Genomic DNA, 17893 nt, shown 5'->3' with positions numbered 1-17893 from the left:
GTCGGCGGGCGGCGCGCGGCGGTTCAGTGGAGGCATGACACAGACGGAGCGGAACACACGGACGGTGCTGGTGACCGGGGCGACCGGTCGTACGGGGCGACGGGTCGCCGACGCGGCGCGGGCCGCCGGGCTTGGCGTGCGGGCGGCGTCCCGGTCGGGCGCGGTGCGGTTCGACTGGGAGGAGCCCGGGACCTGGGACGCGGCGCTGCGCGGCGCCGACGGGGTGTATCTGGCCTTCCCCACGGACATCGGGGCGCCGGACGCCGCGGACCTGGTGGGCGCGCTCGCGCGGCGGGCGGTGGCGCTCGGGGTGCGGCGGCTCGTGCTGCTGTCGGCGCGCGGCGAGGACCGGGCGCTGCCCGCCGAGCGGGCGCTGCGGGAGTCGGGGGCCGAGTGGACGGTGCTGCGGTGCGCGTGGTTCCAGCAGAACTTCAGCGAGGGCCCGCTCGCCGACCAGGTGCGCGGCGGGGAACTGTCGTTCGCGGCGCCGCAGGAGCTGCGTGAGCCGTTCATCGACGCGACGGACATCGCGGAGGTCGCGGTGGCGGTGCTCGCCGAGCCGTCGGGGCGGTACGCGGGCGAGGTCCTGGATCTCACCGGGCCCGAGCTGCTCACGTGGGGCGAGGGGCTCGCGGCCGTCGCCGCGGCCACCGGGACCGAGAAGCGCTATGTGCCGATGCCGGTACGGGAGTACGGGGCCGCGCTGGGCGGGTTCGGGGTGCCGGAGGAGGAAGTGGCGTTCCTGGTGGAGCTGTTCGCGTCGCTGCTCGACGGGCGGAACGCCTCGGTCACCGGTGACGTGGAGCGGGTGCTCGGGCGCGGGCCGCGCACCTTCGCCCGGTTCGCGGAGCGGGAGGCCGCGGCCGGCGCCTGGAAGTAGCCGGGCGCCGGGGCCGGCCGGGGCCGGAAGGCCCCGGTCAGTCCTCCTCGTCCGTCGTGCCGTCGCCGTTCTTGCGGGCGTGCGTGCGCAGCCGGGACGTGACGTCCTCCGGGGGCAGGAACTTCGACCAGCGCTCGGGGAACTCGGAGGGCATGCCCGGGTCGTCGCCGTCCTCCAGGTCCTCGTCGTCGTCCGGGAGGTGGAGGGCGGCCGCCCGCGCCACCTGCTCGGCGGCGGCCGCCGTGCGGATGCGCTCGTTCGCGGCGCGCGCCGCCGCCGTCGCGACCGACGGCCACACGCGGTCGATCGCCGCGTTCACCGCGGCGCCGACGAGGACCGCGAACGCCGAGACACCGATCCACAGCAGCACCGCGACGGGCGCGGCGAGGGAGCCGTAGATGGTCGGCCCCTCGATGGTGTTGGTGAGGTAGAGGCGCAGCAGGAAGCTGCCGGGGATCCACATGGCGAGCGAGACGAGGGCGCCCGGCACGTCCTCGATCCACGGCGAGCGCACTGGCACGGACACGTGGTACAGCGTCGTGAGGAACGCGATGGACAGGACGAGGACCACGGGCCAGTAGAGGATCTGGACGAGCGACTGCGACCAGGGCACCAGGCCGATCACCGCGTCCGGGCCCGCGATCATCAGCGGCAGCGCTATCGCGCCGACGACGAGCCCCACCAGGAAGAGCAGGAACGCGAGCAGCCGCGTCTTCACGATGCCGCGCACGCCGTCGAGTCCGTACATCACGGTCACCGTGTCCACGAACGTCGACACCGCGCGCGAGCCCGACCAGAGCGAGAGCAGGAAGCCGATGGAGATGACGTCGGGCCTGCCGCCCTTGATGACGTCGTCCAGGATCGGTTCCGCGATCTCCTTGACGCCCTGGTCGGTGAGGACCGTGCGGGAGGCCTCCAGGATGTTGTCGCGGACGCCCGCGATGGTGTCGGCGCCGGTCCAGGTGTCGACGTAGGCGAGCAGTCCCACCAGGGACAGCAGCAGCGGCGGCACCGACAGGAGCGTGAAGAACGCCGCCTCGGCCGCGAGGCCCAGGATGCGGTACTCCATGCACGAGTTGACGGTGTCCTTCAGGAGCAGCCAGGCCGTCTTCCGTTTCGAGACGTTGTGGTACAGGACGCGCGCCCGGTGGAGACGTCCGGACGGCGGTTCGGGGGATTCACTTGCTGGCTGCACGTCTCAACGGTATCCGCCGGAAGGGACGGCGTCCGACGTCAGGCCCGGCCTGTGGTGGGGTTTGCGGTGTCGCGGGTAGGTTCGACAGACATGGCAGGCAGCACGCATACCGTCACCAACCAGGCCCCTCCGCTCGTCGGGTACGACGTCTTCTCCGCCGACCGGGCCCTGACGCAGGGTCTGAAGCGGCATCTGGACCCGGCACTTCTGGACGAGACCCTCGCGGACCTCTCACTTCTCGGCCGCACCGCGGGCTCCGCGCAGGCCCAGAAGTGGGGCAGGCTCGCGAACGAGAATCCGCCACGCCTGCGCACCCACGACCGCTACGGCCACCGGATCGACGAGGTGGAGTTCCATCCGGCGTGGCACCGGCTGCTCGGCAAGGGTGTGTCGTCGGGGCTCACGTCGGCGTGGACGCGGCCGGGCGGTCATCTGCGGCGCGCCGCGGCGTTCCTGGTGTGGTCCCAGGTGGACGCGGGGCACCTGTGCCCGCTCTCGATGACGCACGCGGCGGTGCCCGCCCTGCGCACGGAGCCGGAACTCGCCGCCGTGTGGGAGCCCCTGCTGACCTCCGCGGTCTACGACTCCGGGCTGCGCCCCGCGGGGCAGAAGGCCGGCGCGCTCTTCGGCATGGCGATGACGGAGAAGCAGGGCGGCAGCGACGTACGGGCCAATACGACACGGGCCGTACCGCTGGCCGAGGCCGGGACGTACACGCTCACCGGCCACAAGTGGTTCTGCAGCGCGCCGATGTCGGACGGCTTCCTGGTCCTCGCGCAGACGGACGCGGGGCTCACGTGTTTCCTCGTGCCGCGCGTCCTGGACGACGGCACGCGCAACCCGTTCGCCCTCCAGCGCCTGAAGGACAAGCTGGGCAACCGGTCCAACGCCTCGGCCGAGGTCGAGTTCGACGGGACGTGGGCGCGCCGGGTCGGCGAGGAGGGCCGCGGGGTGCCCACGATCATCGAGATGGTGGCGGCGACCCGGCTCGACTGCGTGCTCGGCTCCGCGGCCCTGATGCGGCAGGCGGTGGCGCAGGCGACGCACCACTGCGCGTACCGCGAGGCGTTCGGCGCGAAGCTGATCGACCAGCCGCTGATGAGCAACGTCCTGGCGGATCTGGCCCTGGAGTCGGAGGCCGCGACGACGCTCGCGCTGCGGCTCGCGGCGGCGTACGAGGACGGCGGCGAGCAGGAGCGGGCCTTCCTGCGGATCGCGGTGCCGGCGGCCAAGTACTGGGTGACCAAGCGCTGTACGCCCCTGGTGACGGAGGCCCTCGAATGCCTCGGCGGCAACGGGTACGTGGAGGAGTCCGGGATGCCGAGGCTGCTGCGCGAGTCGCCGCTGAACTCGATCTGGGAGGGCGCGGGGAACGTGCAGGCCCTGGACGTGCTGCGGGCGTTGCAGCGGGAGCCGCGGGCGCTCAACGCGTTCCTGGTCGAGGTCGGCAAGGCGCGCGGCGGCGATCACCGGCTCGACGCCGCGGTGAAGGACCTGCTGACCGAACTCGGCGACCTGGACGGCATCGAGGCGCGGGCACGCCGGCTCGTGGAACGGATCGCGCTGGTGCTCCAGGGTTCGCTGCTCGTGCGGTTCGGTCCCGACGACGTGGCGGACGCGTTCTGCGCGGCGCGGTTCGGGGGCGACCGGGGCTCGGGCTTCGGGACGCTGCCGCACACGCTGGACCTGGCGGCGCTGGCGGAGCGGGCGCGGCCACAGATCTGACGCGGGGATGGTGCTGCGCCGACACGGCACCATCCCCGCTCATCAGGCCCCTAGAGGAGCTCGAACGCCGTCGCGACGGCGTTGCTCTCAGTTTCAAACGCCGCACGCGTGTTCACCAGGGTTGCAGGGGGTTGCAACGTTCCTTGGGAAGACCCACCCTTGCCGGGGCTCTCAGGTGCAGGATGGGCACAACTCCCCACAACCGAGGATCCTCCGCATGAACAAGGACTCGACGATCGACCTCACGCGGTTGTCCGCCATGGACGTGGCGCACTCGTCCCGGCTGCTCAAGGGGGTGCGCGAGGCCACGCTCTCGGGGTTGCGGCCGAGGGTGCGACCGCGTCCGGTGATCGGCGACTCGTGGCAGCGGATGCTGCGGGACGGCGTCGACCCGGACCACGACGTCCGGGCCGGCCTGCTCACCACGGAGGAGCTAGAGGAGAAGCGGCAGGCCTCACCGCTCCTGCCGCTGCTTCCGATGCTGCGCGAGGCCCTGGTGACGGTGGCCGACGCGGCGCAGCACATCATGGTGATCAGTGACGCCGACGGGCGGATCCTGTGGCGCGAGGGGCATCCCGGGGTGCTGCGCATGGCCGACAGGCTCGGCTTCGAACTGGGCGCGCACTGGGCGGAGGACGTCGTAGGCACGAACGGGATCGGCACGCCGCTGGTGGCCCGCCGCCCCGTGCAGGTCTTCTCCGCCGAGCACTTCGTGCAGTCGCAGCACCCGTGGATCTGCACGGGCGCCCCGGTGACGGACCCGCGCGACGGCAGGCTCCTCGGGGTCGTGGACGTCAGCGGCCCCATGGACACGATGCATCCGGCGACGCTGTCGTGGGTGCACTCGGTGGCGCAGCTCGCCGAGGCCCGGCTGCGCGAACAGTTGCAGGGCGGCCTGGAGCGGCTGCGTTCGGTCGCCGCGCCGGTCCTCTCGCGGATGACCGGGCGGGCGCTCGCGGTCGACGAGTTCGGCTGGGCGGCGGCGGTCACCGGGATGCCGCCGGTGGACCGGGTGGCGCTGCCCAAGTCCCTGGCGGAGGGCTGCTGCTGGGTGCCGGCGCTCGGGTCGTGCCGGGTGACGCCGCTGCCGGGTGGCTGGCTCCTGCTGGTGGACGAGGAACCGTTCCCGCTCGACGCCACCCGAATAGCGCTCGACGTGAGCCGCCCGCGCCGCTGGTCCCTGGAGGTGTCGGGGGCGGCGGCCACCTGGACCCACGAACTGAGCCCGCGGCACGCCGAGTTGCTGTACGTGCTGGCGCTGCACCCGGCGGGCCGCAGCGCCTCCGAGCTGGCCGACGACCTGTTCGGCGACCGGGCCCGCACGGTGACGGTGCGCGCCGAGATGTCCCGCGTCCGCCGCTACCTCGGCGCCCTCCTCGCGCACCGCCCCTACCGTTTCGCGGACGACGCGGAGGTGGCCGTGCTGCTGCCGGAGGACCCGCGGGACCTGCTCCCGCACTCGGTGGCGCCCGCGGTGGTGGCGGCGCGGGAGGCCGGGGCGTGAGTTCGGGGGATCCGGGGTGTGGGTTCCGGGGCGGACTGTGACGGCTGATGACGCCAGAAGCGTCATCACGCGTCACAGTCCCAACGCGACCAACTTCAAGAACGCGTCCACATCCCATGCGGCCCGCCCCACGAACAGCCCCTGCACCCCAGGAAGCTCAAGCAGCCACGGCGCGTTCCCCAGGTCGACCGAACCCCCGTACAGCACGGCGCGCACCGGGAGTTCGGCGAGGGCCGCGAGCGCCGGGGCGATCTCCTCGGGGCGGGGCGGGCGGCCGTGGGCGCCGATCGCCCAGACCGGTTCGTAGGCGAGCAGCACCGCGCCCGGGTCCGACTGGCCTTCGAGCGCCGCCTCTGCCTGTGCCCGTACGACGTCGGGGCCGCGCCCCGCGTCCCTGGCCGCCGCGGATTCGCCGACGCAGACCAGCGGGGTGAGGCCGTGGCGCAGGGCCGCCGCCGTCTTGAGCCGGACCGTGTCGTCGGTCTCGGCGAAGTGGGCGCGCCGCTCCGAGTGCCCGATCTCGACGAGGCGGGCGCCCGCGTCGGCGGCCTGCGGCACGGAGATCTCGCCGGTCCAGGCGCCCTCGTCGTCCCAGTGGGCGTTCTGCACGCCGGTCAGGACGGGCGAGCCCGGCCCGAGCGTGTCGGCGACGACGGAGACGGCGGTGGCGGAGGGGATCAGGAAGGGCCGCACGCCGTCGATGCCGTCGCCGACCGCGGCCCGCACGCGCGCCGCGTAACCCGCGGCCTCGGAACGGGTCTTGGTCATCTTGAAGCTGGTCCCGATCCAGCGGCTCACGCGCTGTCCTCCTGCTCGTACGTGCTGATGGCGGCGACCTTCGCGGCCGAGGCGGAGTGCGGGTCGAAAGTGTAGGTGAGCCATTCGCGGGCCAGCCGGCGGGCGAGTTCCAGGCCGATGACGCGCTGGCCGAGGCAGAGGACCTGGGCGTCGTTGGAGAGCACGGCGCGTTCCACGGAGAAGGAGTCGTGGGCGGTGACGGCGCGGATGCCGGGGACCTTGTTCGCGGCGATGGCGACGCCGAGTCCGGTGCCGCAGACCAGCAGCGCCCGGTCGGCGCGGCCCTCGGCGACGAGCCGCGCCGCGTCGACCGCGACGTGCGGATAGGCGGTGTCCTCGCCGCCGGGTGTGATGCCCGCGTCGATGACCTCGGACACGGCGGCGCTGTCCTTGAGGTCGGCCTTGAGCGCCTCCTTGTAGTCGAGTCCGGCGCTGTCGCAGCCGACGACCACGCGCAACGTCCTCGTGCTGTTCATGTGTCCTCCTGCGGGGCGCGGTGCGGGGTGAGTGCCGTGACGATCAGGGCGAAGGAGACGGCTCCCGGGTCGGGGGTGCCGAGGGTGCGGTCGCCGTGGGTGCGGGCGCGGCCGAGGCGGGCCGGGATGCGGGCGGTGTCCTCCGCCGCGCGGGTCGCGGCCCGCGCCGCTGCCGCCCAGCCGTCGTGCGGGAGGCGTTCGGCGAAGGGGACAGCGGCGTCGACGAGCGTCTTGTCGCCGGGGCGCGCGCCGCCGATGCGGACGATCGCGTCCACCGACTCCCTTACCGCACGTACGAGTTGGGTGTACGTGACCGGGTCCCGGTCGCCGGCGACCGTGCCCGCGGCGGTGAGGGCGGCGGCCCAGAGCGCGCCGGAGGTGCCGCCCGCGCCGTCGGACCAGGCCTCGCCCGCCCGGACCAGGAGGGTGCCGGCCCCGGCGCCCGCGCCGAGCGCCCGGTCGGCGGCCTCGCAGGCGGCGTCGGCGCCGCGGCGCATGCCGATGCCGTGGTCGCCGTCGCCGCCGACCGCGTCGAGGGCGCCGAGCCGTTCCTCGTGCGCGGCGACGGTGGCGCGGAGGGTGTGGAGGGCCTCGGCGGCGCGGGCGGCGGAGCGGCGGGACGCGGGGGTGCCGGGGGCCGGGTCCGGTGGGCGGGTGGTGGCGGTCGTAGTGAGGTCGTCGGTTCGGTCGGGGCGCGGGGCGAGGTGGCCGCGCCGGAAGGCCGGGGCGAGGGCGGGCGCCTGCCACAACTCCGCGAGTCCGTCGTCCTCTTCGAAGTAGGTGAGGGTGAGGGAGAGGCCCGCCATGTCGAGGCTCGTGACGTGTTCGCCGACCTCGGGCGCGACCGGCTCGATCCCGGCGGCGGCGAGCCGCTCCGCGATCCTGCGGTAGACGACGAACAGCTCCTCGTACTTGGTGGCGCCGAGCCCGTTGAGGAGGACGGCCGCCCGGCGCGCCCCGTCGGGTGCCTCCTTCAGTACGCCGTCCAGGAGCCGGTCGGCGATGGTGTCGGCGTCGGCCAACTCCGCTTCGTCCAGGCCGGGTTCGCCGTGGATGCCGAGGCCGAGGGCCATCCGGCCGGGGGCCACGGAGAACAGGGGGCGCGGCGCGCCGGGGAGGGTGCAGCCGTCGAAGGCGTAGCCGAGGGTGCGGGTGGCGGCGTTGGCGCGGCGGCCGATCGCCTCGACCTCGTCGATCCCCGCGCCGCGTTCCGCCGCCGCGCACATGATCTTGAAGACGGTCAAGTCGCCTGCTATGCCCCGGCGTTGGGACGGTTCGGGGTGCGAGGCGAGGTCGTCGGTGACGGTGAGGACGCGGGCGTCGATGCCCTCGGCGCGCAGCCGCTGGGCGGCCTGCCCGAAGTGCAGGACGTCGCCCGCGTAGTTGCCGAAACCGAAGAGGACTCCCCCGCCGTTCTCGGCGGCCCGCGCCACGGACGCGATCTGTCCGGCGGACGGCGATGCGAAGATCTCGCCGCAGGCCGCGCCGTGCGCGAAGCCCGGCCCGACCCAGCCCGCGAACGCCGGGTAGTGGCCGCTGCCGCCGCCGAGGACGACGGCGACCTGGCCGGGCGGGGTCGCGGAGGCGCGGACGACTCCGCCGTGCACGGGGCGTACGAGGTCGGTGTGTGCGGCGGCGAAACCGTCGAGGGCCTCGCGGGCGAACCGGCGGGCGTCGTTGATCAGCGGTGCCATCCGGATCACGCCCCGAGGCGGGCACGCAGGACGCGCCGCAGGTAGTCGCGGTTGGCGGCGGAGACGCCGAGGCCGTCGCCGCCGTAGTGCTCGACGCAGATCGGGCCGTCGAAGCCGTGGTCGAGGGCCATGGCGAGCGCGGCGCGGTAGTCGATCAGTCCGCCCTCGCAGGGCGCGGGGTGGGTGAAGTAGGCGCCCGTGGCCAAGTCGTGGTCGCGGTAGTAGTTCTTGATGTGCCAGTAGTTGGTGTGCGGGAGGGTCTTGCGCAGCATGGACCGCCAGTCCTCGACGGGGCGGTGCAGGCGTATGAGGTTGCCGATGTCGGGGTTGAGGCCGACGTTCGGCAGTCCGATGTCGGTGACGAGGGACACCGCGCTGTCGGCGGTGCCGAGGTAGGTGTCCTCGTACATCTCCAGCGAGAGGCGGATGCCGTGCCGGGCGGCCCGTTCGCCGAGTTCGCGCAGGCGGGTGACCGCGCGCTCCCACGTGGGGAAGTCGCCGATCGGGTCGGTGGCGCCCGGTTCGTGCCAGAACCACAGGGCTTCTTGCTGAGCCTGCGTCAACTCCCGGTGCAGGCCCACCGATACGACTCCGATGCCGAGTTCGGCGGCCGCGTCGACGGTGCGCAGGAGGTATGCGAGGTGGGCGCGGGCCGCGTCCTCGTCGGGGTCGATGACGCTGCGGCGGATCGCGGAGATCGCGGTGACGTCGAGGCCCGACTCCTTGAGCGCGCGGGCGAGTTCGGCCCTGCGGTCGGGGTCGAGGTCGCCGGGGCGCACCCAGCTGTCGGTGAGGTCGACGTGGTCGAAGCCCTCGCCCGCCACCTCGTCGAGCACCGAACTCCACTGCTCGGCGGGGGCGTTGTGGGCGTCGGGGAACTGGAGGAGGGCGGCGCCGATGGGCCAGTCACGGGCGGTGGGTACGGAGTGGGCGGTGCTGCGGGGCATGGGCGACTCCCTCGTCGGCCGGGCGATCCACGCTGAGAACTCACGCTGGCAATCCCTGTTGAATCGTAGACCCTATAGGATCTATTCGGTCCGCGACAGACTGTCCGCACCTCCCCCTCGGATAACCTGGACGGCGAAATGAGCCCGAAGACCACGCCCCCGCAGAGCCCCAACTCGCCGCTCGTGGCCCGCCGCGCGCTGCGCGACGGGGTCTACGACGCGATCCTGGAGAAGCTGCTCGACGGCTCGACGCCGCCCGGCTCCTCGCTCGGCATCGACTCGCTCGCCCGCGAGCTCGGCGTCTCGCCGACTCCCGTGCGCGAGGCCCTCGTTCAGATGGAGCACACGGGCCTGGTCAACCGGGTCGCGCTCAAGGGCTACAAGGTGGCGCCGCCGCTCTCCCCCGAGCAGGTCACCGAGCTGTTCGACGCCCGCATCATGCTGGAGCTCGGCGCGGTGGAGCGGGCCGTCGCGCACACCGAGGACCTGGTGCCGGAGCTGCGGGCCGCGCACGCCCGGCACGTGCTCGCGGCGCACCGCGTGCGCAAGCTGCGCGGCGGTGACGCGACGGCCACCGACAACTCCGACCTGCGCGAATACTTCGCCGCCGACTGGGCGTTCCACCTGCTGATCATCCAGGCGGCGCAGAACCGGTTCATGGCGCAGATGGCCGAGTCGCTGAGCGCGCACGTGCACCGGATGCGGCAGACCGTCGACCACGGCACGTTCGACATCGACCAGGCCATCGCCGAGCACACCGCGATCCTGGCGGCCTTCGAGTCGGGCGACCCCGAGGCGCCGGCCCGCGCGATGCGCACACACCTGGAGGGCGTCGAGCGGCGCTCGCTCGACGACGCCTAGCGACGGAACATCAACTTCCGTCCGGCAGCGGGCAATTCACGCACGCCTCTTGTCACGGCTCGTTCGGCGCACCTACGGTCTCGGCCATATCCCATAGGATCTCGGATCCGCAGGAAGGTCGACGATGACGTCACCACTGCGTGCGGCGCGCCGGCTCGCCGGAACCACGGCCCTGGTCACCGCACTCACCTCGTGCACCTTGCTCAACGCCACCCCTGAAGTGCCGAAGGACTGGCACCCGCGCGGTTCGGTCTCCGCCCTCGTCGCCTTCGCGCCGGGCGGCGGCAGCGACCGCTCGGCGCGCGTGATGGCCCAGGGCCTCAACGAGCTCGACGGCGGCTATCACGTCAACGTCGAGAACAAGGAAGGCGGTTCGGGCGCCGTCGGCTGGGCCGGCTTCCTCGCCGAGAACGGGAACGGCAACGCGCTGCTCGTCGCGGAGGGCGCCCTCAACACGCTCCCGCTCGTCTACGACGTGCCGTTCACCTACAAGTCGTTCACGCCGCTGATGATGTTCGCTTCAGACTCCCGGATCGTCGTGGCCCGCAAGGACTCCCCGTACAAGACCTGTCCGGACGTGGTGAAGGCCGCGCGCGAGAAGCGTGTCGTCACCGGGTCCAGCGGCAAGACGGGCGCGGACGCGCTGGTGATCGGCAAGTTCAAGAAGCAGGGCGGGAAGTTCGGGGTCGTGCCCTACGGCTCGACCGGCGAGGTGCTCACCGGGCTGCTCGGCAAGCAGATCGAGATCGCACCCTCCAGCGCGTCCTCGGCCAAGCCGTATTTGCAGAGCGGTGACATGAAGGCGCTGTGCACCATGACCTCGAAGCGCTACGACGATCCGGTGCTCGGCAAGGTTCCGACGGCCAAGGAGCAGGGCCTGGACGCCGAAGTCACGCTGTGGCGCGGGGTGTTCGCGCCCGCCGGGATCGACGACGTGCAGCGCAGGTACTGGATCAGGTCGCTGGATCGGGCCATGAAGTCGGAGGCGTACCGCGAGTACCTGAAGGCCGACATGCTCACGCCCGCGCACCGGGGCGGCCCAGAGTTCGCCGCGTACCTGAAGAAGTACGACGCCCAGGTGAAGGAGGACCTCAAGTGACCACCCCGACTCCTTCGCGGGCGCGCCGCCCGGTCCTCCTCGCGTACGGCGCCCTGACCGCGCTCGGCACCTTGTTCTTCGCGGGCTCCTTCGCCTACCCGTGGACCCAGCCGGAGGACGGCACCATCGGCGCGGGCGTGATGCCGAGGACGGCGGGCCTGTTGCTCGCCGTTCTCGGGATGCTGCTGGTGCGTCAGGAACTGCGTACGGGCTCGGTGTTGGAGGGTGACGGGCACGTCGAGGAGGCCGCGGAGGCCGACGCCGAGGAGGCGCGGCGGGTCCGCGCGAAGCTGATCGTGGTCGTGGTGACGATGGTGGTCACCGCGCTGCTCGTGCCGTTCCTCGGGCTGCTGCCCGCGCTGACGCTGATGACGCTGTTCCTCACCGCGGTCGTGGAGCGTCAGCCGCTCGGGCGCAGCGTGCTCGTGGCGGTGCTCGTGTTCGCCGTCTCCTACCTGCTGTTCATCACGATCCTCAGCATTCCGCTGCCGTTCGGTCTCTTCGACCCCGCCGTCTGGAGCCAGCTGTGATCGACCATCTCGTCACCGGATTCGGTGCCGCGCTCAGCCCGGAGAACGTGCTGTGGTGCTTCGTCGGTGTGCTGCTCGGCACCGTGATCGGCATTCTGCCGGGGCTCGGCTCGGCGACCGGCGTGGCCATCCTGATCCCCGTCACGCTCACGTTCTCGCCGCTCACCGCGCTGATCATGCTGGCGGGGATCTACCACGGCGCCCAGTTCGGGGCGACGATCACCGCGATCCTCATCGCGACGCCCGGCGAGGCGTCGTCCGTGGTCTCCACCCTCGACGGCTATCGCATGGCGCGGGCGGGGAGAGCCGGGCCCGCGCTCGCGATCTCGGCGCTCGGCGCGTTCGTCTCGGCGATGGTGTCGCTGGTCGCGCTGATGGCGGTCGCCCCGTTCTTCGCGAACCTGGCGCTCGACTTCGGGCCGCCGGAGATGCTCGCCGTGATGATCCTCGGCCTGTGCACGATCGTCGTCTTCTCGGGCCGCAATCTGCTGCTCGGCATGGCGCTCGGCCTGACCGGTGTGCTCATCGGCTGCGTCGGCGTGGACGGCGGCAGCGGCACGCCCCGCTACACGTTCGGGCAGATCGACCTGTTCGGCGGCATCCCGTTCGTCGAGGTCATGATCGGCCTGTTCGCGATCGGCGAGCTGCTCAACCAGCTGCACATCGGCATGGCCGAGCCGATCCGCGCCCGCTTCCGCGATCTGCTCCTGACGAAGGAGGATCTGAAGCGGGCGGCGGCGCCGACCGCGCGCGGCACGGTCCTCGGCTTCCTCCTCGGCTGCCTGCCGGGCGCGGGCACGACGCTCGCCTCGTTCATGGCGTACGGGGCGGAGAAGCGGTTCTCCCGCAACCGCAAGCAGCTCGGCACCGGCGCCATCGAGGGCGTCGTCGCCCCGGACGCCGCCACGAACTCCGCCTCCAACGCCAACTTCGTGCCGACCCTCGTCCTCGGTGTCCCCGGCGGCGCGACGACGGCGGTCCTGCTCGGCGCGTTCCTCGTCTACGGCATCCAGCCGGGCCCGCTGCTCTTCGAGAACCAGCCGGAGCTGGTGTGGGGCCTGCTGGTCTCCTTCTTCATCGGCAACCTGCTGCTCCTGATCCTCAACCTGCCGCTCGCGCCGGTCTTCGCCCAACTCCTGCGCGTGCGCTACGCGTTCCTGTACCCGCTGATCATCGTGACCTCGCTGATCGGCGCGTACTCGGTGAAGAACAGCATGTTCAGCATCTGGATCGTGCTGTTCTTCGGGCTCGTCGGCTACGCGATGAAGCGGCTGAACTTCCCCGTGGCCCCGCTCGTCCTGGGCCTGGTCATCGGCCCGCTGTTCGAGAAGTCGCTGGTGCAGACGTCGGCGCTGTCGGGCGACGACTCGCTGCTCATCCTGCACAGCCCGGCCGCCGTGTCGATCCTGCTGCTCGCCGTGGTCCTCGTGGCGGGGCCGCCGGTGGCGCGGCGGCTGCGCCGGGCCCGCACCGTCCCCGAGGCCGCCGAGCCGGCCGCCGAAACCAAGACCCCGGAGAAGACCTCATGAGTACGCACACCTCGCAACGTCCCCGTGTGGCCGTCACGTTCGGCGATCCCGCCGGGATCGGGCCCGAGCTGGTGGCCCGGCTCCTCGACGATCCGAAGACCCGCGAATCCGCCGACCTCGTGCTCCTCGCCGACGAGGAGGAACTGCGCTCCGCCGGTGAGGACGCGGGCGTGGACCTGGGCTGGGCACGGGAGTTGCTGCACCCGGGGCCCGCGCCCGAGCGTCCGGCGGGCGGCTTCCAGCGCAAGGCGGCGACCGCGGAGGGCGGGCGCTGGGCACTGGGTCATCTGCGGACCGGGCTCGACCTGGCACGGGCCGGCGAGGTCGGGGCGATGCTGTTCGCGCCGCTCAACAAGTCCTCGCTGCATCTCGCCGGAATGACCCAGAGCGATGAACTGCGCTGGTTCGAGGAGGTGTTGGGCGTCGACTCCTTCACCTCCGAGCTGAACGTCGTGCCGGGCCTGTGGACCGCGCGCGTCACCTCGCACGTGTCCATCGCCGACGTCGCCGCCGGGATCACGTACGAGCGGGTGACGGCGGCGGGTCGGCTCCTGGACCGGGTGCTGCGCGGCGCGGGCGTCGAGGCGCCGCGCATCGGGGTGTGCGCGCTCAATCCGCACGCGGGCGAGAACGGCCACTTCGGGCGCCACGAACTCGACATCATCACGCCCGCGATCGGCGGCCTGCGCGAGGCGGGGCTCGACCTGAGCGGCCCCTTCCCCTCCGACACGATCTTCCTGAAGGCGCGGGCCGGGGAGTTCGACGGGGTGCTGACGATGTACCACGACCAGGGGCAGATCGCGATGAAGCTGATGGGGTTCGACGGGGGTGTGACCATCGCGGGCGGGCTGCCGATCCCGATCTGCACACCCGCGCATGGCACCGCGTTCGACCTGGTCGGTCGTGGTGCCGCCAACACGGGGTCCGTGCGGAACGCGTTCGAGCTGGCGGTGCGGTTGGCGCGGCGGTGACCTTGTTGCGGCGGGCCGGGCTTACGTCGCGGGGCTCTGCCCCGGACCCCGCGCCTCAATCGCCGGCGGGGCTTGATTTACCCGCACCGGCGTTGCGCACTCATGAACCGATGCGCCGCACCGGGCAGACACGATCACACGTTCGGTACAGTCCGCGCCCATGGCGTTCACACTCATCAAGCCGAGGACGCGGCGCGTATATCCGACGCCCCTCACCCCGCACCAGCTCTGGATGGTGTCGCTGAGCGCGCCCGTGCGGACGGGGAAGGGGGTGTCCCGCGGCACGCTTCATCCGTTCACCCGGGTCGACGAGGAGAAGGCGCGGCGGCGGCTCGTCGAGCAGTGGGAGACCGGGAGCCGGGACGAGCTGATCGCGCGGCTCGGGGCGCTGGCGCGGTCGGGGTTCCGGGAGCAGGCCCGGGCCCGCCTCGGCGGCGTCGAGCCGCTGGCCTGGGACATCGCCCTGTACGCGGACATGGCGCGGTGCGGGTTCGCCGCCGGGCTGCTCACCGAGGCGGACACCTGGAACCTGCTGAAGAACGTGGTGCCGCGGGTCGCGGGCACGTACGACACCTGGCAGGAGTACGGCGAGCACTACCTCCTCGGCCTCACCGTCTGGCGGGAGGGCGCCCGGGGCACCGACTCCGAGGCCCTGCTGCCCGCGCGGGACGTCGCCGAGGCGCACGTGAAGTCCCTGCTCGACCCGGAGAACCGCAAGAGCCCGTGGCGCCGGGCACCGCTCGACGTCATACGCCGCCCCGACCTGCGCGCCGAGTAAGCTGGCGCACCCTCGTACAGAATCAAGCGGAAGAGAAGTCGTGGTGGGCGTGGGTGGACAGACCGGGGAGACCGACGAAGGGGCCGCGTCCGCGCCGTCGGACCTGCGGCGCCTCGCGGTGGAGCTGCGCCGCCTGAACGGGGAGCTGACCCGCGTCGTGCACGGCTTCGCCTCCGGCCAGGACCTGCACCCCACGGACGTGCAGGCGCTCGCCGTCGTCCTGGACGCCACGGAGCCCGTCACCCCGAGCGTGCTGCGCCGCCGCCTCGGCCTGACGTCGGGCGCGGTGAGCGCGTGCGTGGACCGGCTCGAACGCGCCGGCCATCTGCGGCGGGTGCGGGAGAGCGCGGACCGGCGGGTGGTGCACCTGCAGTACGTGCCGGGGGCACAGGCGCGGGCGCGGAAGTACTTCGGGCCGCTCGCGGAGGCGGCCGACCGGGTGCGCGGCGACTTCAGCGCGACGGAGCTGGACGTCGTCACGCGGTTCCTCGGTTCGCTCAACCAGGAGCTCGCCGCGGTGGAGAGCCCCCGCGCATAGGACCAATAGGCCCCCTTTGACCCGTGGCCGACTGCATCCAACGGGGCGGGTGCGGCCGAAGGAACGACGTATGCCACCATCCAGTTAACTCAATCATTGAGATACTTTTTGATTGAGCTTTCCGGCCGCCTTCCTTGGGAGAACCATGCCCCGCACCCACCGACGCGCCCGCTGGCTCGTGCCGATCGTCCTGCTCTTCGGCTGGCTCGCCATCGGCGGCACGCTCGGTCCGTACGCCGGGAAGCTCGGCGAGGTCGCCACCAACGACCAGGCCGCCTTCCTGCCCCAGGGCGCCGAGTCCACCCGCGTGATCGACGCGCAGCGCGCCTTCAGCGAGGACGAGACGCTCCCCGCCGTGGTCGTCTGGACCGCCGACGGGGACGGCCGCATAACCGACGACCAACAGGCCGCCGCCACCCGCGCGTTGGGCTCCTTGAAGGGTGAGCCCGGTGTCGTCGGGCAGGTCTCGCCCGCCCTGCCGTCGGAGGACCGCGAGGCCCTGCAAGGAGTCGTCCAGCTACGGCCCGACCTGGGGGACGAACTCGCGCCGACGCTCGAAAAGATCGAGTCCGCGGCGTCCAAGGTCCCGGGCACGACGGCCGCCGTCGCGGGGCCCGCGGCCAGCCAGGCCGATCTGTCCGACGCCTTCGCCGGGATCGACGGACTACTGCTCTCGGTCGCCCTGCTGGCGGTCCTGGTGATCCTGATCCTGGTCTACCGCAGCGTGCTGCTCCCCTTCGTGATCATCTTCGGCGCGGTGTTCGCGCTCGGCGCCGCCTGCGCCGTCGTCTACTTCCTCGCCGACCGCGATGTCGTACGCGTCGACGGACAGGTGCAGGGCATCCTGTCGATCCTCGTCATCGGCGCCGCGACCGACTACGCGCTGCTGCTGACCGCCCGCTACCGCGAGGAACTCGCCTCGGGCGCCGAGCGGTTCACCGCGATGCGGGCCGCGCTGCGCCGCTCGACGGGGGCGATCGTGGCCAGCGCCGCGACCGTCGCCCTCGGACTGCTCGCCCTGCTGCTGAGCGACCTCACCAACAACCGCGCGCTCGGCCCGGTCGGCGCCATCGGCATCGCCTGCGCCGTCCTGAGCACCCTCACCTTCCTGCCCGCCGCCCTGGTGCTGCTCGGCGGCGCCGCGTACTGGCCCGCGAAGGTGCGCGCCGACGACGGTTCGGGTGCGGGGCACGGCCTGTGGCGGCGCGTCGCGCGCGCCGTGGAGCGGGCGCCGCGCAAGATCTGGGCGGTCTCGCTCGCCGGGCTGCTGGTCTGCGCGGCGTTCGCGCCCACGCTCACGTCGAAGGGCGTTCCGCTCGACGAGATCTTCGTCAACGACGCCCCCTCGGTGGCCGCGCAGGAGACCCTGGCCGAGCACTTCCCGGGCGGCTCCGGCAACCCGGCCGTGGTGATCGCGGACGCCGGCCACGCGGACGAGGTCGTCTCGCGGGCCGAGAAGGCCGACGGCGTCGCGAGCGCGGCGGTCCTGAGCGGGCAGGGCCGGCCCGGCGGCGGTGAGCCCCGTGTCGTGGACGGCAAGGTCCGTGTCGACGTCACGCTGAAGGACCCGGCCGACAGCGACGCCGCCAAGGAGGCGGTCGCCGGGCTGCGCACGAGCCTGCACGCCATCGACGGCGCGGACGCCCTCGTCGGCGGCTACACCGCGCAGCAGTACGACACCCAGCAGACGGCCGAGCGGGACCGCACGCTGATCGTGCCGGTGGTGCTCGCGATCATCCTGGTGATCCTCGTCGGGCTGCTGCGGTCCCTCATGATGCCGCTGCTGCTCGTGGCGACGGTGGCGCTCAACTTCGTTGCCACACTGGGCATTTCGTCGCTCGTCTTCGAGCACGTCTTCGGCTTCAGCGGCACCGACGCGTCCGTGCCGCTGTACGGGTTCGTGTTCCTGGTCGCGCTCGGCGTGGACTACAACATCTTCCTGATGTCGAGGGCCCGCGAGGAGTCCCTGGAGCGCGGGGCCAGGGAAGGGATCCTGCGGGCGCTCGTCGCGACGGGCGGCGTGATCACGTCGGCCGGTGTCGTGCTCGCCGCGACGTTCGCCGCGCTCGGCGTGATCCCGCTCGCCTTCCTGGTGCAGATCGCCTTCATCGTGGCGTTCGGCGTCCTGCTCGACACGCTGGTCGTGCGCTCTCTGCTGGTCCCGGCGCTCGTCCGGGACATCGGCCCGAAGTCGTGGTGGCCGGGCCGCCTCAGCCGCGGCCGCGACTGAGACAGCCACTGAGACAGCGACCGAGACGCCCGACCACGTGCGCAAGGTCTAGTAGTGCTTCGTTAGGTTCTGGTTCTGGTGAGTGGTTGGCCGCAGGTGGTGCAGGTGCCGGTCCAGCACCGGAGCATGTCCTGCAGG

At 72.4% G+C, this 17893-nt stretch carries 16 protein-coding genes; 11 read left to right on the top strand and 5 right to left on the bottom strand.

Features of this window, described 5'->3' with window-relative positions:
* Positions 1–34 precede the first annotated feature (34 nt).
* Positions 35–880 carry an NAD(P)H-binding protein gene (locus ACFV9W_RS18610; protein ID WP_385761968.1) on the top strand — a complete coding sequence of 282 codons (846 nt, stop codon included), beginning with the start codon at positions 35–37 and terminating at the stop codon, positions 878–880.
* A gap of 37 nt (positions 881–917) precedes the next feature.
* Here the strand turns inward: ACFV9W_RS18610 and ACFV9W_RS18605 are convergent, their stop codons facing one another.
* Positions 918–2075 (bottom strand): YihY/virulence factor BrkB family protein, encoded by a 1158-nt coding sequence (locus ACFV9W_RS18605; protein WP_385761965.1) that lies wholly within the window; start codon positions 2073–2075, stop codon positions 918–920.
* Positions 2076–2165: 90 nt separating this feature from the next.
* Between ACFV9W_RS18605 and ACFV9W_RS18600 the strand changes: the two genes are divergently transcribed.
* Both ACFV9W_RS18600 and ACFV9W_RS18595 read left to right on the top strand, forming a co-directional pair.
* A complete protein-coding gene (locus ACFV9W_RS18600; RefSeq protein WP_385761962.1) occupies positions 2166–3800 on the top strand; it encodes an acyl-CoA dehydrogenase family protein in 1635 nt (544 codons plus the stop codon).
* Positions 3801–4017: 217 nt separating this feature from the next.
* Positions 4018–5304, top strand: a complete 1287-nt coding sequence (locus tag ACFV9W_RS18595) for a GAF domain-containing protein (RefSeq protein WP_385761959.1) — start codon at positions 4018–4020, stop codon at positions 5302–5304.
* A 72-nt stretch (positions 5305–5376) separates the two neighbouring features.
* On the opposite strand, the gene ACFV9W_RS18590 is transcribed toward ACFV9W_RS18595, so the two are convergent.
* Genes ACFV9W_RS18590 through ACFV9W_RS18575 form a run of 4 tightly spaced genes read right to left on the bottom strand, consistent with a single transcriptional unit; the run spans position 5377 to position 9219 of the window.
* A complete protein-coding gene (locus tag ACFV9W_RS18590; protein WP_385761956.1) occupies positions 5377–6102 on the bottom strand; it encodes a triose-phosphate isomerase in 726 nt (241 codons plus the stop codon).
* Positions 6099–6578, bottom strand: a complete 480-nt coding sequence (locus ACFV9W_RS18585; protein WP_385761953.1) for a ribose-5-phosphate isomerase — start codon at positions 6576–6578, stop codon at positions 6099–6101. The genes ACFV9W_RS18590 and ACFV9W_RS18585 overlap by 4 nt, the downstream gene beginning before the upstream one ends.
* Positions 6575–8272 carry a dihydroxyacetone kinase family protein gene (locus ACFV9W_RS18580; RefSeq protein ID WP_385761951.1) on the bottom strand — a complete coding sequence of 566 codons (1698 nt, stop codon included), beginning with the start codon at positions 8270–8272 and terminating at the stop codon, positions 6575–6577. The genes ACFV9W_RS18585 and ACFV9W_RS18580 overlap by 4 nt, the downstream gene beginning before the upstream one ends.
* A 5-nt stretch (positions 8273–8277) precedes the next feature.
* Positions 8278–9219 carry a sugar phosphate isomerase/epimerase family protein gene (locus ACFV9W_RS18575; protein WP_385761948.1) on the bottom strand — a complete coding sequence of 314 codons (942 nt, stop codon included), beginning with the start codon at positions 9217–9219 and terminating at the stop codon, positions 8278–8280.
* Positions 9220–9357: 138 nt separating this feature from the next.
* Between ACFV9W_RS18575 and ACFV9W_RS18570 the strand changes: the two genes are divergently transcribed.
* The 8 genes from ACFV9W_RS18570 (at position 9358) to ACFV9W_RS18535 (ending at position 17755) form a co-directional block, all read left to right on the top strand.
* Positions 9358–10080 (top strand): GntR family transcriptional regulator, encoded by a 723-nt coding sequence (locus ACFV9W_RS18570; RefSeq protein ID WP_385761945.1) that lies wholly within the window; start codon positions 9358–9360, stop codon positions 10078–10080.
* A gap of 124 nt (positions 10081–10204) precedes the next feature.
* A complete protein-coding gene (locus ACFV9W_RS18565) occupies positions 10205–11179 on the top strand; it encodes a tripartite tricarboxylate transporter substrate binding protein (RefSeq protein WP_385761943.1) in 975 nt (324 codons plus the stop codon).
* Positions 11176–11709 carry a tripartite tricarboxylate transporter TctB family protein gene (locus ACFV9W_RS18560; protein ID WP_385761940.1) on the top strand — a complete coding sequence of 178 codons (534 nt, stop codon included), beginning with the start codon at positions 11176–11178 and terminating at the stop codon, positions 11707–11709. Before ACFV9W_RS18565 ends, ACFV9W_RS18560 begins: the two co-directional genes overlap by 4 nt.
* Positions 11706–13238, top strand: coding sequence for a tripartite tricarboxylate transporter permease (locus ACFV9W_RS18555; protein ID WP_385761937.1), 1533 nt, complete (start codon positions 11706–11708; stop codon positions 13236–13238). The genes ACFV9W_RS18560 and ACFV9W_RS18555 overlap by 4 nt, the downstream gene beginning before the upstream one ends.
* Positions 13235–14209, top strand: coding sequence for a 4-hydroxythreonine-4-phosphate dehydrogenase PdxA (locus ACFV9W_RS18550; RefSeq protein ID WP_385761935.1), 975 nt, complete (start codon positions 13235–13237; stop codon positions 14207–14209). Before ACFV9W_RS18555 ends, ACFV9W_RS18550 begins: the two co-directional genes overlap by 4 nt.
* Before the next feature lie 160 nt (positions 14210–14369).
* Positions 14370–14987, top strand: a complete 618-nt coding sequence (locus tag ACFV9W_RS18545) for a DUF1266 domain-containing protein (protein WP_385761933.1) — start codon at positions 14370–14372, stop codon at positions 14985–14987.
* 49 nt (positions 14988–15036) lie between these two features.
* On the top strand, positions 15037–15525 hold the full coding sequence (locus tag ACFV9W_RS18540; protein ID WP_385761931.1) for a MarR family winged helix-turn-helix transcriptional regulator: 489 nt from the start codon (positions 15037–15039) through the stop codon (positions 15523–15525).
* A gap of 145 nt (positions 15526–15670) precedes the next feature.
* Positions 15671–17755, top strand: coding sequence for an MMPL family transporter (locus tag ACFV9W_RS18535; RefSeq protein WP_385761928.1), 2085 nt, complete (start codon positions 15671–15673; stop codon positions 17753–17755).
* Positions 17756–17893: the final 138 nt, after the last annotated feature.

Source organism: Streptomyces sp. NPDC059897 (genome assembly GCF_042730865.1).
Taxonomy (GTDB): domain Bacteria; phylum Actinomycetota; class Actinomycetes; order Streptomycetales; family Streptomycetaceae; genus Streptomyces.
Note: the sequence above shows the minus strand (reverse complement) of the source record. Positions and strands in the feature narration are given on the sequence as shown.